The organism is Burkholderia sp. PvR073, assembly GCF_054055695.1.
Map to the genome: position 1 here is coordinate 217,144 of NZ_JBSRXO010000008.1, position 13,645 is coordinate 230,788.

General features: G+C 67.6%; 14 protein-coding genes. 7 read left to right on the forward strand and 7 right to left on the reverse strand.

The window, feature by feature from the left end; genetic code table 11:
* Positions 1-68 precede the first annotated feature (68 nt).
* Both ACVK00_RS23485 and ACVK00_RS23490 read left to right on the forward strand, forming a co-directional pair.
* Entirely contained in the window at positions 69-635 is a 567-nt protein-coding gene (locus ACVK00_RS23485) for a TetR/AcrR family transcriptional regulator (protein WP_228909790.1), read from the forward strand.
* 63 nt (positions 636-698) lie between these two features.
* Positions 699-1,652 (forward strand): quinone oxidoreductase family protein, encoded by a 954-nt coding sequence (locus ACVK00_RS23490; RefSeq protein ID WP_284894002.1) that lies wholly within the window; start codon positions 699-701, stop codon positions 1,650-1,652.
* 72 nt (positions 1,653-1,724) lie between these two features.
* On the opposite strand, the gene ACVK00_RS23495 is transcribed toward ACVK00_RS23490, so the two are convergent.
* On the reverse strand, positions 1,725-3,116 hold the full coding sequence (locus tag ACVK00_RS23495; RefSeq protein ID WP_284894001.1) for a sensor histidine kinase: 1,392 nt from the start codon (positions 3,114-3,116) through the stop codon (positions 1,725-1,727).
* On the reverse strand, positions 3,113-3,787 hold the full coding sequence (locus tag ACVK00_RS23500) for a response regulator (protein WP_175705729.1): 675 nt from the start codon (positions 3,785-3,787) through the stop codon (positions 3,113-3,115). The genes ACVK00_RS23495 and ACVK00_RS23500 overlap by 4 nt, the downstream gene beginning before the upstream one ends.
* Positions 3,788-3,913: 126 nt before the next feature.
* On the opposite strand from ACVK00_RS23500, the gene ACVK00_RS23505 reads away from it, so the two are divergent.
* From ACVK00_RS23505 to ACVK00_RS23520, 4 genes are all read left to right on the forward strand, one after another.
* Complete coding sequence (locus ACVK00_RS23505) at positions 3,914-5,014, forward strand: ABC transporter substrate-binding protein (RefSeq protein WP_284894000.1); 1,101 nt, start codon at positions 3,914-3,916, stop codon at positions 5,012-5,014.
* Between the two features lie 101 nt (positions 5,015-5,115).
* Positions 5,116-6,888, forward strand: coding sequence for an ABC transporter permease (locus tag ACVK00_RS23510; protein WP_228909786.1), 1,773 nt, complete (start codon positions 5,116-5,118; stop codon positions 6,886-6,888).
* A complete protein-coding gene (locus tag ACVK00_RS23515) occupies positions 6,881-7,948 on the forward strand; it encodes an ABC transporter ATP-binding protein (RefSeq protein ID WP_105785132.1) in 1,068 nt (355 codons plus the stop codon). The genes ACVK00_RS23510 and ACVK00_RS23515 overlap by 8 nt, the downstream gene beginning before the upstream one ends.
* A gap of 180 nt (positions 7,949-8,128) precedes the next feature.
* Positions 8,129-9,220, forward strand: coding sequence for a porin (locus ACVK00_RS23520; protein WP_284893999.1), 1,092 nt, complete (start codon positions 8,129-8,131; stop codon positions 9,218-9,220).
* Between the two features lie 71 nt (positions 9,221-9,291).
* Here the strand turns inward: ACVK00_RS23520 and ACVK00_RS23525 are convergent, their stop codons facing one another.
* Together ACVK00_RS23525 and ACVK00_RS23530 are read right to left on the reverse strand one after the other, a co-directional pair.
* A complete protein-coding gene (locus tag ACVK00_RS23525) occupies positions 9,292-10,257 on the reverse strand; it encodes a quinone oxidoreductase family protein (protein WP_354123095.1) in 966 nt (321 codons plus the stop codon).
* Positions 10,258-10,303: 46 nt separating this feature from the next.
* Positions 10,304-10,555: a hypothetical protein gene (locus tag ACVK00_RS23530; RefSeq protein ID WP_166724413.1), complete on the reverse strand. Its 252-nt coding sequence runs from the start codon at positions 10,553-10,555 to the stop codon at positions 10,304-10,306.
* A 94-nt stretch (positions 10,556-10,649) separates the two neighbouring features.
* On the opposite strand from ACVK00_RS23530, the gene ACVK00_RS23535 reads away from it, so the two are divergent.
* Positions 10,650-11,438 carry an AraC family transcriptional regulator gene (locus ACVK00_RS23535; protein WP_228909783.1) on the forward strand — a complete coding sequence of 263 codons (789 nt, stop codon included), beginning with the start codon at positions 10,650-10,652 and terminating at the stop codon, positions 11,436-11,438.
* 157 nt (positions 11,439-11,595) lie between these two features.
* Here ACVK00_RS23535 and hpaI read toward each other — a convergent pair whose 3' ends face one another.
* From hpaI to ACVK00_RS23550, 3 genes are read right to left on the reverse strand one after another with little or no spacing between them, the layout of a single operon-like run.
* Positions 11,596-12,399 carry a 4-hydroxy-2-oxoheptanedioate aldolase gene (gene hpaI / locus ACVK00_RS23540; protein ID WP_228909782.1) on the reverse strand — a complete coding sequence of 268 codons (804 nt, stop codon included), beginning with the start codon at positions 12,397-12,399 and terminating at the stop codon, positions 11,596-11,598.
* Between the two features lie 12 nt (positions 12,400-12,411).
* A complete protein-coding gene (gene hpaH, locus ACVK00_RS23545; protein WP_228909781.1) occupies positions 12,412-13,215 on the reverse strand; it encodes a 2-oxo-hept-4-ene-1,7-dioate hydratase in 804 nt (267 codons plus the stop codon).
* A 19-nt stretch (positions 13,216-13,234) separates the two neighbouring features.
* Positions 13,235-13,627 (reverse strand): 5-carboxymethyl-2-hydroxymuconate Delta-isomerase, encoded by a 393-nt coding sequence (locus ACVK00_RS23550; protein WP_228909780.1) that lies wholly within the window; start codon positions 13,625-13,627, stop codon positions 13,235-13,237.
* Positions 13,628-13,645 lie beyond the last annotated feature (18 nt).

Here is a 13,645-nt window from a genome sequence, read left to right on the forward strand (position 1 = left end):
GATCAAGCCTTTGGCTCCCCATCAACAATGTTATTGAACGATCGTTCCTGATCTGATATAGTCCGCTCATGGCAAGACCAAGGGAATTCGACACGGACGCAGCGCTTGACGGCGCGATCGCCGTTTTCAGCGAGCATGGGTTCGAGGGCAGCTCGGCCCAGATGCTCGTCAGCGCGATGGGCATCGGGCGGCAGAGCCTCTACGCGGCCTTCGGCGACAAATGGCAGCTTTACCTGTCGGCCGTGCGCCGCTACGGGATGGGCGAATGCGCTGCGCACTTCGACGCGCTGCGCAGCGGCGCACGCGCGATCGACGGGATCGACGCGTTGCTTCGCCGCGTGGTCGAGACGGCCGCCCAGCCCTGTCTTGGCACGATTTCGATCTACGAATTCGGCGCGTCCCGCCCCGAGCTCGCGGAGATCCATGCGGTGCTGGGCCACAGCTTGATCGCCGCGATCGCTGCGCGGGTCCGCGATGCGCAGCGCGAAGGCGACGTGGCCGCCGGCCTCGTCCCTGAAGCGACCGCCCAGTTCCTGATCGCGAACATCACCGGCATCCGCGTGGCCGGTCGCGGCGGCGCCGACCACGCGAGCCTGACCGCGTTGGCCGATATGACGCTGCGGGCGCTGAGGTAGATTTTTTTTGGCAAATTAATGAATGATCATTCAATAATGAGGTGAGTCATGAAAGCTATTGTGATGAACGGCATCGGCGGCCGCGACATGCTTGAGCAGGTCGAGCGGCCCGCCCCGGTGGCGCGTACGGGCGAGGTGCTGGTCGAGATCGCCTTCGCAGGCGTCAACTTCATGGACATCGGCGTGCGACAGGGCATGGCCTGGACCGGGTGGCCCAACCCGAAGATTCTTGGCGTCGAAGGCGCGGGCCGGGTCCTGGCGGTCGGCGACGACGTCGAGGGCATCGAACCCGGCCAGCGCGTCGCGTGGGTCTACGCGCCCGGCAGCTATGCGGAGCAGATCGCGATCCCCGCCACGTCGCTGGTGCCGGTTCCGGACACGATCGACGATCGCACGGCCGCCGCCGTGATGATGCAGGGTCTCACCGCCAGCCATTTCGCGACCGATTTCTATCCCGTGCAGCCGGGCGACGTCGCTTTCGTCCACGCGGCTGCCGGCGGCCTGGGCCTGCTGTTGACGCAGATCATCAAGCTGCGAGGCGGCCATGTGATCGGTCGCGTCTCGTCCGAAGACAAGGTCGCCGCGGCCACGGAAGCGGGCGCGGATCATGTGATCGTCGATACCGGGGGCCGGTTCGCCGCGAAGGCACTGCGCCTGACCAAGGGCGAAGGCGTGCACGTCGTCTACGACGGCTCCGGGCCGAAAACCTTTCAGGGATCGCTCGACGTGCTGCGCCGCTCGGGAACCTTCTGCTGGTACGGTCCGGTGCTCGGCGGGCCGGGGCCGATCGACCTCATGAGCCTGCCGAGGAGCATCAAGATCGGCTATGCGACCTTCTTCGATCATATCCACACGCCCGAACTGCTTCGCGCGCACTCGGCACAGCTGTTCGACTGGATCGCGGAAGGCCGGCTCAAGATGCGGATCGGCGGCGAATACTCGCTGGCGGACGCGGCGCAAGCGCATGCCGACATGGAAAACCGCAAGTCCGTCGGCAAGCTGCTGCTGAAGCCGTGAGTGCCGGGGCGCCCGGTCGGCAGGCCGCGCGCCCCGCCACTCGGCTGGAACGATCACGTATTGAAATCGTCTCTAACGACGGCTCGCCGCCGGCAGCCGCACCGTGACCACCAACCCGCCGCCGTGCGCATCGGCCAGCGTCACGCTGCCCTGATGCACGCGCGCGATCTCCCGCACGATCGACAACCCGAGCCCCGTGCCTTCGACCGTCTGCGTCTTGCTGCCGCGATGGAAGCGTTCGAACACGGCGTCGCGCTCGCTGGCCGGAATGCCCGGCCCGTTGTCGATCACGTCGAGCCGCGCATGCTCGCCTTCGCGCGACACGCGCACCGTGATCACCGCACGGTCGCCCGAATAGCGGATCGCGTTGTCGATCAGGTTGCCGATCATTTCGCCGAGCAGGTCCGCTTGGCCGAGCACGTCGACATCGGCCTCGTGCTCGAAACCGAGGTCGATGTCGCGCGCGCGCGCGACGGGCGACCAGTCGAGCGTCACGCTGCGCGCGAGCCGGTGCAGCGCGACCGGCTGGTGCGCGACCGCCTGGCCGCTGTCCGAATCGAGCCGCGACAGCGCCAGCAGCTGCTGGACGATCTTCGCGGCCTGCCGCACCGCGCCGTTCACGCGCCGCAGATGCACGTTCACGCGCGACTGCTCGGCCGGTCGCAACGCCAGCTCGACGCCTGCCTGCACGGCCGCGAGCGGCGTCTTCAGCTGATGGGCCGCATCCGCGAAGAAGCGCCGCCGCGCGACCTGCATCCGCTGCGTGCGGCCGATGTACTGGTTGATCGACTCGACGAGCGGCGCGAGTTCGCTCGGCATGCCGCCGGTGTCGAGCGGCGTCGGATCGCCGTCGCTGCGCGCGGCGACCGTCGCCGACAGCCGGTTCAGCGGCCGCAGCCCGCGCCCGACGCCGAGCCACACGATGCCGAGCGCGAGCACCACGAGCAGCCCCTCCTGCAGCAGCGAGCCCACCAGGATCTCGCGCGCGAGCGCCTGGCGCGCCTCGATCGTCTCGCCGACCATCACCCACACGATGCGCGTCTGCGCGGTCGGCACGTCGTGCACCGGCACACGCAGCGCGGCCATGCGCAACTGATCGCCGCGATACATGACGTCGTAGTAGCGCGTGACGAACAGCGCGCCGTCGCCCTGCGGCAGCGGCAGGTCCGGATAGCCGGTGATCGTGTGGCCGTTGTCCGCGCGGATCAGGTAGTAGATCTTGCCGCCGTCGCCCGACTCGAACATCTCGAGCGCGAGATACGGCAGGTCGACCTCGATCTCGCCTTCGTGGAGGCGCACGCCTTCGCGGATCAACTTCAGCGACGACGACAGCGTGCGATCGAACGCGACGTGCGCGGCGCTCATCGCGCGCTGGTACGTGAGCCACGAGTCGAGCGCGAGCAGCCCGAGCAGCGGCAGCAGCAGCCACAGCGCGACCTGCGTGCGCAGGTTCGGGCGGGTCATTCCACTGCCTTCGCTTCGAGCAAATAACCCAGCCCGCGCAGCGTGACGATCGCGACGCCGGTGTTCTCCAGCTTCTTGCGCAGCCGGTACACGTAGATCTCGATCGCATCCGCGTTGACCGACTCGTCGAGCCCGAAGATCTTCTCCGACAGCGTCTCCTTGTTGATTGCGCGGCCGTTGCGCAGGATCAGCACCTCCAGCACCGAGCGCTCGCGCGGCGTGAGCGACAGCGGTTCGCCGGCGAGATGGAAGCCGCGGTCGATACTGTCATACGAAAGTGGCCCGCATTCGACCCGCGAATGCTCGTGGCCGTGGCTGCGCCGGATCAGCGCGCGGGCGCGGGCCTCCAGCTCGGTCAGCTCGAACGGTTTCGCCAGATAATCGTCGGCCCCGAGATCGAGCCCCTTCACGCGGTCCTCGACCGAGCCGTGCGCGGTGAGGATCAGCACCGGCACCGGATTGCGGCGCGCGCGCAGCCGCCGCAGCACCTCGAGCCCGTCGAGCTTCGGCAGCCCGAGATCGAGGATCACCAGCGCGTAGTCCTGCGTGCGCAGCACGTGATCCGCCGCCTCGCCATCCGCCATGTGATCGACCGCGAAGCGCGCGGCGCTCAGCGCGTCGTTCAGCGACTGGGCGAGGTTCGGGTTGTCTTCGACGAGCAGCACACGCATGGGGACCTCGGGAAATCCATGACACAAAGGACGCTATTGTGAACCGAAATGAAAGCGGGCTGAAAGTGCCTCGCAATTAACATCCGCGTCACTCGAACAACACACACGCATAACTGGAGGAAGACAATGCCGTTTGCACCGAAACAGCTCGCCGCCGCGCTGGCGATCGTCCTGGGCACCGCCGCCGGCGCTGCCGTCGCGCAGGTTCCGGCCGGATATCCGGGTAACTACCAGGGTGTCGTCGACGCCGCGAAGAAGGAAGGCAAGCTGATCGTCTACTCGACGACCGACACGGGCCTCGTGCGCCCGCTGATCAAGGACTTCGAAAGCCTGTACGGCGTGAAGGTCGAGTACAACGACATGAACAGCACCGAGCTGTACAACCGCTACATCAGCGAGAATGCGGCCAGCAGCACCAGCGCCGACGTGCTGTGGAGCTCCGCGATGGACCTGCAGGTCAAGCTCGTCAACGACGGCCTGATGGCGTCGTACGATTCGCCCGAAAGCCCGAACGTGCCGCAATGGGCGCAATACCAGAAGCAGGCGTACGGCACGACGTTCGAGCCGCTCGCGATCGTCTACAACAAGCGCCTGATCCCCGAGAACGAGGTGCCGAAGACGCGCGCCGACCTGATCAAGCTGCTCACCACGCAAGCCGACAAGTTCAAGGGCAAGGTCACGACCTACGACATCGAGAAGTCGGGGGTCGGCTTCAACTACCTGACGCAGGACGCGCACGTGAACGAGAAGGTCACGTGGGAGCTCGTGAAGGCGATCGGCGCGACCGGCCCGAAGCTGCAGTCGAGCACCGGCGCGATGATGGAGCGGATTTCGTCGGGCGAGAACCTGATCGGCTACAACATCATCGGTTCGTATGCCTACGCGAAGGCGAAGAAGGACAAGTCGATCGGCTACGTGTTTCCGAAGGACTACACACAGGTCGTGAGCCGCCTGGCCACGATCTCGAAGAAGGCGAAAAACCCGAACGCCGCGAAGCTGTGGGTCGACTACCTGCTGTCCCAGCGCGGCCAGACGCTGATCGCGAACCAGGCGAACCTGTACGCGATCCGCACGGACGTGACCGGCGAAACGTCGGCCGCGAGCCTCACGAAGGAACTCGGCGATTCGCTGAAGCCGATCCAGATCGGCACCGGCCTGCTCGTTTATCTCGATCAGTCGAAGCGCCTCGCGTTCCTGAAGCAATGGCAGCAGGCGATCAAGCGCTGATCCGCTGACCTCGGGCCGCCCGCCGCACCGCGCGCGGGCGGCCCCCTTCCCCTTACCGACTTCCTAGAGGCGGCCATCCGGATGGCCGCAGGGGTAAACTCATGCTTTCAACCAGCACACGCGGAACGGCGCCGGCCGTTCCGCCCTTCACCGGCCAGGACGGCACGATTCCCGCGCTGCCGGCCAACGGCCTGCAGCCGCTCGCCGGCATGCTGCGCTGGATCGTCGTCGCGGTGCTGACCGTCGCGGTCGCGCTGCCGCTCGGCTTCATCCTGTTCCAGAGCCTGCTGTCCGCGCCGTTCTTCGATGCGAACAAGACGCTCGGCATCGAAGGCTTCCGCTTCATCTTCACCGACCCGGACTTCTGGTTGGCCGTGAAGAACTCGTTCATCATCGCCGGCGGCATGCTGTTCATCTCGATCCCGCTCGGCGGCATCCTCGCGTTCCTGATGGTCCGCACCGACCTGCCCGGCCGCCGCTGGCTCGAACCGCTGCTGCTCACGCCCGTGTTCGTGTCGCCGATGGTGCTCGCGTTCGGCTACGTGGTCGCCGCCGGCCCGGTCGGTTTCTACTCGGTGTGGTTCAAGGAAATGTTCGGGGTGCAGAACGTGCCCTGGAACGTGTACTCGATCTTCGCGATCACGGTGATCGTCGGCCTCACGCACGTGCCGCACGTGTACCTGTACTCGTCGGCCGCGCTGCGCAACCTCGGCTCGGACGTCGAGGAAGCGGCGCGCGTGACGGGTGCCCGCCCGTTCCGCGTCGCGCTCGACGTGAGCCTGCCGATGACGATGCCCGCGCTGCTGTTCGCCGGCGTGCTCGTGTTCTTCCTCGGCTTCGAGGTGTTCGGGCTGCCGCTCGTGCTCGGCGATCCGGAAGGCCACCTCGTGCTCGCGACCTACCTGTACAAGCTGACCAACAAGCTCGGCGTGCCGTCGTATCACCTGATGGCCGCGGTCGCGGTGTGCATCGTCGCGATCACGTTCCCGCTCGTGCTGCTGCAGCGCCGCCTGCTGAAGACGGCGAACCGCTTCGTCACCGTGAAGGGCAAGGCCGGCCGCTCGACGGTGCTGCCGCTCGGCGTGTGGCGCTGGGTCGCGCTCGCGATCGTCGCGCTGTGGCTGATGCTGACCGTGATCGTGCCGATCTCGGGCATCGTGCTGCGCGCGTTCGTGACCAACTGGGGCGAAGGCGTCGCGCTCGCCGAAGTGCTGACCCTGGCGAACTTCATCGAGCTGTTCGAACAGGACAACCTCGTGCGCGCCATCGTCAACACGCTCGGCATTGGCGTGATCGGCGGCGCGGTCGCGATCGGCTTCTACTCGCTCGTCGCGTTCGCCGGCCATCGTCGCAACGACTGGGCGACGAAACTGCTCGACTACCTCGTGCTGCTGCCGCGCGCGGTGCCGGGCCTGCTCGCCGGTCTCGCGTTCCTGTGGATCTTCCTGTTCGTCCCGGGCCTGCGCGAGCTGAAGAACTCGATGTGGAGCATCTGGATCGCGTACACGGTCGTGTGGCTCGCGTACGGGATGCGGCTCATCCAGAGCGCGCTGCTGCAGGTCGGCCCGGAACTCGAGGAAGCCGGCCGCAGCGTCGGCGCGACGCGCAGCCGCGTGTCGCTCGACGTGACGCTGCCGCTCGTGCGCTTCGGCCTGCTCGCCGCGTGGCTCCTGATCTTCATGATCTTCGAGCGCGAATACTCGACCGCCGTCTATCTGCTGTCGCCCGGCACCGAAGTGATCGGCGCGCTGCTCGTGTCGCTGTGGGCGACCGGCGCCGTCGACCAGGTCGCCGCGCTCTCTGTCATCAACATCGCGATGGTCGGCGCCGGTCTCGGCGTGGCCCTGCGCTTCGGAGTGAAACTTCATGGATAAGCTCATCGTCGACGACCTGCATCTCAGCTACGGCGCCAACCCGATCCTCAAGGGCGTGTCGTTCGAACTGAAGGCCGGCGAAGTCGTGTGCCTGCTCGGCGCGTCGGGCAGCGGCAAGACCACGCTGCTGCGTGCGGTGGCCGGCCTCGAACAGCCGTCCGACGGGCGCATCCAGCTCGACGACCGCGTGTTCTTCGACGGCGCGCGGCACGTCGACCTGCCCGTCGAACAGCGTTCGCTCGGCCTCGTGTTCCAGTCGTACGCGCTGTGGCCGCACCGCACCGTCGCCGACAACGTCGGCTACGGGCTCAAGCTGCGCCGCGTGGCGCCGGCCGAACAGAAGCGCCGCGTGCAGGCCGCGCTCGACCAGCTCGGCCTCGGCCATCTCGCCGAACGCTTTCCGCACCAGTTGTCGGGCGGCCAGCAGCAGCGTGTCGCGATTGCGCGCGCGCTCGTCTACAACCCGCCGGTGATCCTGCTCGACGAGCCGCTGTCGAACCTCGACGCGAAGCTGCGCGAGGAAGCGCGTGCATGGCTGCGCGAGCTGATCGTGTCGCTCGGGCTGTCGGCGCTCTGCGTGACGCACGACCAGACCGAAGCGATGGCGATGTCCGACCGCATCCTGCTGCTGCGCAACGGGCGCATCGAGCAGGAAGGCACGCCGGCCGAGCTGTACGGCGCGCCGCGCTCGCTGTACACGGCCGAATTCATGGGCAGCAACAACCGTATCGACGCACGCGTCGCGGCCGTCGACGGCGAACGCGTGACGCTCGCCGGCGACGGCTGGGAGCTGCAGGCGCTCGCCCGCGACACGTTCGCGCCGGGCCAGGACGCGCAGGCCGTGATCCGCCTCGAACGCGTGCAGGTCGCCGACGGCCCGGGCGCGAACCGGCTGCAGGCCGATCTCGTCACGTCGATGTATCTCGGCGACCGCTGGGAATACCTGTTCCATTGCGGCGAGATGCGCCTGCGCGCATTCGGCCACGTGCCGCGCGCGGCCGGCACGCACTGGATCGAATTCCCGGCCAACGACTGCTGGGCGTTCGCGAAAGCGGGCTGACCCGGGCGCGACGGCCTGCGCGCCGCCGCGCCAGCATTCCAGCGCGCATCCCGTTTCGATCCAGGATCGGCGGACGCTTCGCGGCGTCCGCCGTGGCGTGCCGCGCGCTGCGTATCGCTGCAAATTCGTTTCACCCCAATCCGTTTCACCCAGCCCACAATAAACAAGGAGACACCGTCAATGAAGTCACGCGCAGAACGTTCGATTCGCACTGCTATCGTTACCGGCTCGGCTGCCGTCGCCGGCCTCGCGGCAGGCACCGCGCACGCGCAGTCGTCGGTCACGATGTACGGGATCATGGATGCCGGCATCGAATACACGAACCATGCGGCGCCGGACGGCGGCAATTCGTTCAAGCTGAAATCCGGCAACAAGAACACGTCGCGCTGGGGCTTGCGCGGCATCGAGGATCTCGGCGGCGGCCTGAAGGCCGTGTTCCGCCTCGAAAGCGGGATCGATCTGGCGAACGGCGCGTCCGACGACGGCCCCGACTCGATCTTCGCGCGCCGCGCGACGGTCGGCCTGAAAGGCAAGTGGGGCGAAGTCTCGCTCGGCCGCAACTTCACCGTCACCTACGACTACATGCTGCCGTTCGACCCGATGGGTTACGCGCAGAACTACTCGTGGGCGACGTCGTCGATGGCGACCGGCGGGCGCAAGGACGGCCTCTTCACGCGTTCGTCGAACGCCGTGCGCTACGACGGTGAATTCGGCGGCTTCAAGTTCGGCGCGCTGTACGGCTTCGGCAACGTGCCGGGCAGCGTGAAGACCAGCTCGAAGTACGACTTCGCGCTCGGCTACGAGACCGGCCCGTTCGCGGCGGTGGTCACGTTCGACCGGCAGAACGGCGCGGCCGACAGCGTCACGCCGGCCGATACCGTCAACTATATCCAGGGCATCCACGCGGGCGTGAGCTACGACTTCGGCAACCTGAAGACGATGGCCGGCTATCGCAACTATCGGCGTACGTATCACACGAGCGCCGCGAACCAGCTGAGCGACATGTATTGGGTCGGCGGGTCGTACCAGTTCACGCCGACGTTCTCGCTGGTCGCGGCGGTCTATCACCAGAACATCAAGGGCGGCAGCGATGCCGATCCGACGCTGGTGTCGGTGCGCGCGCAATACGCGTTGTCGAAGCGCACGGTGCTGTATGCGGCCGGCGCGTTCGCGATCGCGCAGCACGGGCAGAAGGTCGGCGTGTCGCGCGATTTCGCCGGGTATGGCACCACGCAGGTGGGTGTGACGGCGGGGATTCAGCAGCGGTTCTGACGGCGCGGGCGGAGGCAGGCATCGCCGCCCGCCTCCGCCCGCCTCCGCCCTGCGATGCGAGACGATGCCGATCACGCACCGTCGCGCATCGTGAACACCGGGCGCACGAGACTGTTCGCATCGGTCCAGTGTTCGCCGACCGCCGACAGCGGCACCGCACGCGTCTCGATCGTCAGCCGTGCCGGCCCGGCCGCGGCGAACACGCCACGCACGGCGGCGAGCAGCCCAGCAGGCGACACGCTGCCGATGCCGCTGCCCATCAGTTCGATCGCCGTCGCCCGCAGCACGGCCCCCGGCAACAGCACGTCCGCGCCGCCCATCGAGCCGATCTGCACGAAGCGCAGCCGCCGGCCATCGGGCGCCGCCCTCGCCGCCGCGATCAGCAACGCCTGCGCGCTGGCGCCCCACAGATAGTCGAGCACGACGTCCACCCCGGCGCGGAAATGCGGTTCGAGCGCACGCGCCAGATCCGCGTCGTCCTGCTGCAGCGACACGACGGCGTCCGCGCCGGCACTCAGCAATGCCTGCAGCGCAACCGCGTTGCGGCCCGTCGCAATCACTTTCGCGGCGCCAAGATGCCTGGCGATCCGCACCGCGAGCCGCCCCGACGTTCCCGTCGCACCATTGACGAGCACCGTCTCGCCCGCGACGAAGCGCGCGCGTTCGATCAGCGCCGCCCACGACGACATCCCGGGAATCGCGATCGCCGCGGCCGTGACGTCGTCAAGCCCGTCGGGCAGCGGCACGCACTGGGCGTCGGGCACGATCGTGCGTTCGGCCATCGTGCCGAACGGCGCGGGGGCGCCGAAAATATAGACGCGCTGCCCGTCGTCGAGCCGGCCCACGCCGTCGACACCGACGACGAACGGATAGCCGCTTCCCGACGAATAATGCGTGCCCGACGCGCGCGCCTGCGCAAGCCGGCTCAACGCGGATGCCGTCACGTCGACCACACGGTGGCCCGGCATCGCGTGCGGCGCTTTGAATTCCATATAGACGGGGCTTTCGCCCGCGCCCTTCACGACTGCGGCTTTCATGCGGTCTCCTTGAAACAGCGCGCTCGATCGACTGTTCGAGCGGGCATCATTGCGCGGCGAGCCACGCACGCAGCGCGGGATCGCGCACTTCCAGCACGTCGAACAGGCCGAGCGCGCGCAGCGCAGGCAATGCGTCGATCGTGTCGGCTTCCGCGCGGGAGCGGTCGGCGGGCGCCGTGTGCGGATCGGTCAGCACACGCGCGTTGGCCAGGAACGCGCCGACGGTGCCCTTGCGGATCGTCGTTCCGCCGGCCTCGATTCGGTCGGCGTGGTCGGGGAGAAGGTGTTCGGCTCGCATCGTGCAGTCCTCCAGTGGTGGTCGATGAGGCAGTGTAGGCGTGCAACAGGGGCCGATCTCCGGTATAAAAGCCATTCGATACGGAAATCCCGCCATGTCCGATCCGTTGCTGCCCGCCCACCTCATCACGTCCGACGACGGCCCGTTCGTGGTCGCCGCCGTGCTGACGCAGCGCGACCCGCGCGTGACCCCGTCGCACACGCATGCGCGCGGCCAGCTAGTCGGCGCGCAGAGCGGGCTGGTGACGATCGGCCTCGACGATCAGGAATGGGTCGTGCCGGCGATCCACGCAATCTGGATTCCGCCGCACTACCGGCATTCGCTGCACTCGTTCGGGCCCATTTCCGGCTGGTCGGCGTTCGTCGCCGAAGCGCGCTGCGCGGCATTGCCCGGCACGCCGCGCGCGATCCGCACGACGCCGTTGCTGCGCGAGGCCGTGCAGCGCGCGGCCAGCTGGGGCGATGCGGAACTGGATGCCGCGCAGACGCGAATCGCCGACGTGATCCTCGATGAAATCGTGTCGTCGAAGGCCGAAGCGCTGGGACTGGTTCGCCCGCAGGACCCGCGGCTGATGAAGATCACGGATGCGCTTGCCATGGATCTCGCGGACAACCGGCGGCTGGAGGAATGGGCCGACTGGGCCGGCATCAGCGCGCGGACGATGAGCCGACGCTTCGTCGCCGAGACAGGGCTCACGTTCGCGCAATGGCGTCAGCAGGCAAGGCTGCTGCGGGCGCTGGAGAAAATCGCCGACGGCGTGCCGGTCACGACGATCGCGCTCGATCTCGGCTACGACAACGTGAGCGCGTTCATCGACATGTTCCGGCGGGCGATGGGGACGACGCCGGGAAAGTATAGGGAAGCGGGACGGCGAGCGGGTTAAGGGACGCCATGCTTGAATGAAGCGCACCGTGTGCGACAGGCAGGCAGGTATTCGACATGCGACGACCTGCCGTTCTCGTGCGAGGCGGCGCGCGCCGCGCTCATTGCAAGTGACGCGCGGCGTCGAGCATCGCGTCGGTCAGCTCGTCGCTGCTTCGTCAATACGTCCCATCACCCATCTTCACGGCCTCGCCCTTCCCCTTGAACCGCGCCGCCAGCGCCTGCGCACTCCTCGCCAGCAGCGTCGTATCCACACCCACCGCGACGAACAGCGCGCCCGCTTCCAGATACCGCCGCGCCGCCGCCTCATCCGCGCTCAGAATGCCCGGCGCGTTGCCGGCCGCCTTGATCGTGCGGATCGCACCGTCGATCGCGGCCTGCACGTCCGGGTGCCCCGGATTGCCGAGATGGCCGAGATCGGCCGCCAGGTCGGCCGGCCCGATGAACACGCCGTCCACGCCTTCGACCCGCGCAATCGCCTCGATCGCATCGAGCCCCGCGCGCGTCTCGACCTGCACGAGCACGGCCATCTCGTCGTTCGCGCGGTGCAGGTAATCGCCGACGCGATTCCACCGCGACGCGCGCGCGAGCGCACTGCCCACGCCGCGAATCCCGTGCGGCGGATAACGCGTCGCGGCCACCGCCGCGCGCGCTTCGTCCGCGCTCTGCACCATCGGCACGAGCAGCGTCTGCGCGCCGAGATCGAGCACCTGCTTGACGATCACCGGATCATTCCACGGCACGCGCACGACCGGATGCGACGGATACGGCGCAATCGCCTGCAACTGCGCGAGGATCGTCGGCACCGTGTTCGGCGCATGCTCGCCGTCGATCAGCAACCAGTCGAAACCGGCGCCCGCGACGACTTCGGCGCTGTACGGATTCGCGAGGCCGAGCCACAGCCCGAGCTGCGCGTCGCCGCGCGCGAGCGCGGCCTTGAAGACATTGGACGGAATCTGCATCGCTCGCTCACCTCACTCGAAGTAGCACTGAATCGTTCCGAGCGGGCCGTAGTCGACGCTGAACGTGTCGCCCTGGCGCGCCGCGCACGGCCGCGTGAACGAGCCGCCGAGCACGATCTGTCCCGGTTCCAGCGCGACGCCGAATCGCGACAACCGATTGGCCAGCCACGCGACGCCATTGGCCGGATGGTTCAACACGCCGGCCGCGACGCCCGTTTCCTCGACCACGCCGTTGCGCGACATGATCGCCGCGACCCAGCGCAGGTCGACGTCCTGGGGCCGCACGGGCCGCCCGCCGATCACGACGCCCGCGTTCGCCGCGTTGTCGGCAATCGTGTCGAACACCTTGCGCGGCCGCTTCGTATCGGGATCGATCGACTGACTGCGCGCATCGATGATCTCGAGCGCGGGCACCACGTAGTCGACCGCGTCATACACGTCGAAGATCGTGCAATTCGGGCCCGTGAGCCGCTTGCCGAGCACGAACGCGAGCTCGACCTCGACGCGCGGCACGATGAAGCGCCCGGTCGGGATCGTGCCGCCGTCGTCGAAGAACATGTCGTCGAGCAGCGCGCCGTAATCGGGCTCGTCGATCTGCGACGTGTTCTGCATCGCCTTCGACGTGAGGCCGATCTTGTGCCCCTTGAGCGTGCGGCCTTCCGCGAGCTTCAGGGCCACCCACGCGCGCTGGATCGCATACGCGTCGTCGATCGTGATGTCGGGATGGTCGAGCGAGATCTGGCGGATCTGCGTGCGCTCGCGCTCCGCGTCGTTCAGACGCCGTGCGAGCTGGTCGATGAGGGCGGGTTCGAGCATGGTCGGATCGGGAATGGGTTCAGTCGGCCCGCTTGTAGCGGGCGTGAATGTTGTTGTGCTTGTACGAGCCGCTTTCGCTGAACTCGGTCAGCTCCATCGACAGCGCCAGATAGCGCTTCGCGTACAGCTCCGCGAAATGCGCCTTGATCGCGTCGAACAACGCATCGCACGCGGCCTTCTTGGTCTCGTCGCTGCGGCCCGAGCCGATCTTCAGCGTCACGTGGACGAACGCGTCGTCCCCGGTGCCGTCGGCAACGCAGTAATCCTGCAGCTCGATCGCGCGCGAGCGGATGCCGCCCGTCGGGAACACGCCGCCCTGCGCGATCAGCGTTGCGTTGATCGTGCGCAGCAGCGTGGGAATGCGCGCGTCGTCGCGGATGTTCGCGGTGTATTCGACGACGATGTGTGGCATGGGAACGCTCCAGTTAGG

Bases quoted from the DNA above. Each gene is read 5' to 3' on its own strand.
- ACVK00_RS23525 (WP_354123095.1), bottom strand. From the start codon at position 10,257: ATGAAAGCCGCAGTCGTGAAGGGCGCGGGCGAAAGCCCCGTCTATATG.
- ACVK00_RS23535 (WP_228909783.1), top strand. From the start codon at position 10,650: ATGTCCGATCCGTTGCTGCCCGCCCACCTCATCACGTCCGACGACGGC.
- hpaI (WP_228909782.1), bottom strand. From the start codon at position 12,399: ATGCAGATTCCGTCCAATGTCTTCAAGGCCGCGCTCGCGCGCGGCGAC.
- ACVK00_RS23490 (WP_284894002.1), top strand. From the start codon at position 699: ATGAACGGCATCGGCGGCCGCGACATGCTTGAGCAGGTCGAGCGGCCC.
- ACVK00_RS23530 (WP_166724413.1), bottom strand. From the start codon at position 10,555: ATGCGAGCCGAACACCTTCTCCCCGACCACGCCGACCGAATCGAGGCC.
- ACVK00_RS23505 (WP_284894000.1), top strand. From the start codon at position 3,914: ATGCCGTTTGCACCGAAACAGCTCGCCGCCGCGCTGGCGATCGTCCTG.
- ACVK00_RS23550 (WP_228909780.1), bottom strand. From the start codon at position 13,627: ATGCCACACATCGTCGTCGAATACACCGCGAACATCCGCGACGACGCG.
- ACVK00_RS23515 (WP_105785132.1), top strand. From the start codon at position 6,881: ATGGATAAGCTCATCGTCGACGACCTGCATCTCAGCTACGGCGCCAAC.
- hpaH (WP_228909781.1), bottom strand. From the start codon at position 13,215: ATGCTCGAACCCGCCCTCATCGACCAGCTCGCACGGCGTCTGAACGAC.
- ACVK00_RS23510 (WP_228909786.1), top strand. From the start codon at position 5,116: ATGCTTTCAACCAGCACACGCGGAACGGCGCCGGCCGTTCCGCCCTTC.
- ACVK00_RS23485 (WP_228909790.1), top strand. From the start codon at position 69: ATGGCAAGACCAAGGGAATTCGACACGGACGCAGCGCTTGACGGCGCG.
- ACVK00_RS23495 (WP_284894001.1), bottom strand. From the start codon at position 3,116: ATGACCCGCCCGAACCTGCGCACGCAGGTCGCGCTGTGGCTGCTGCTG.
- ACVK00_RS23500 (WP_175705729.1), bottom strand. From the start codon at position 3,787: ATGCGTGTGCTGCTCGTCGAAGACAACCCGAACCTCGCCCAGTCGCTG.
- ACVK00_RS23520 (WP_284893999.1), top strand. From the start codon at position 8,129: ATGAAGTCACGCGCAGAACGTTCGATTCGCACTGCTATCGTTACCGGC.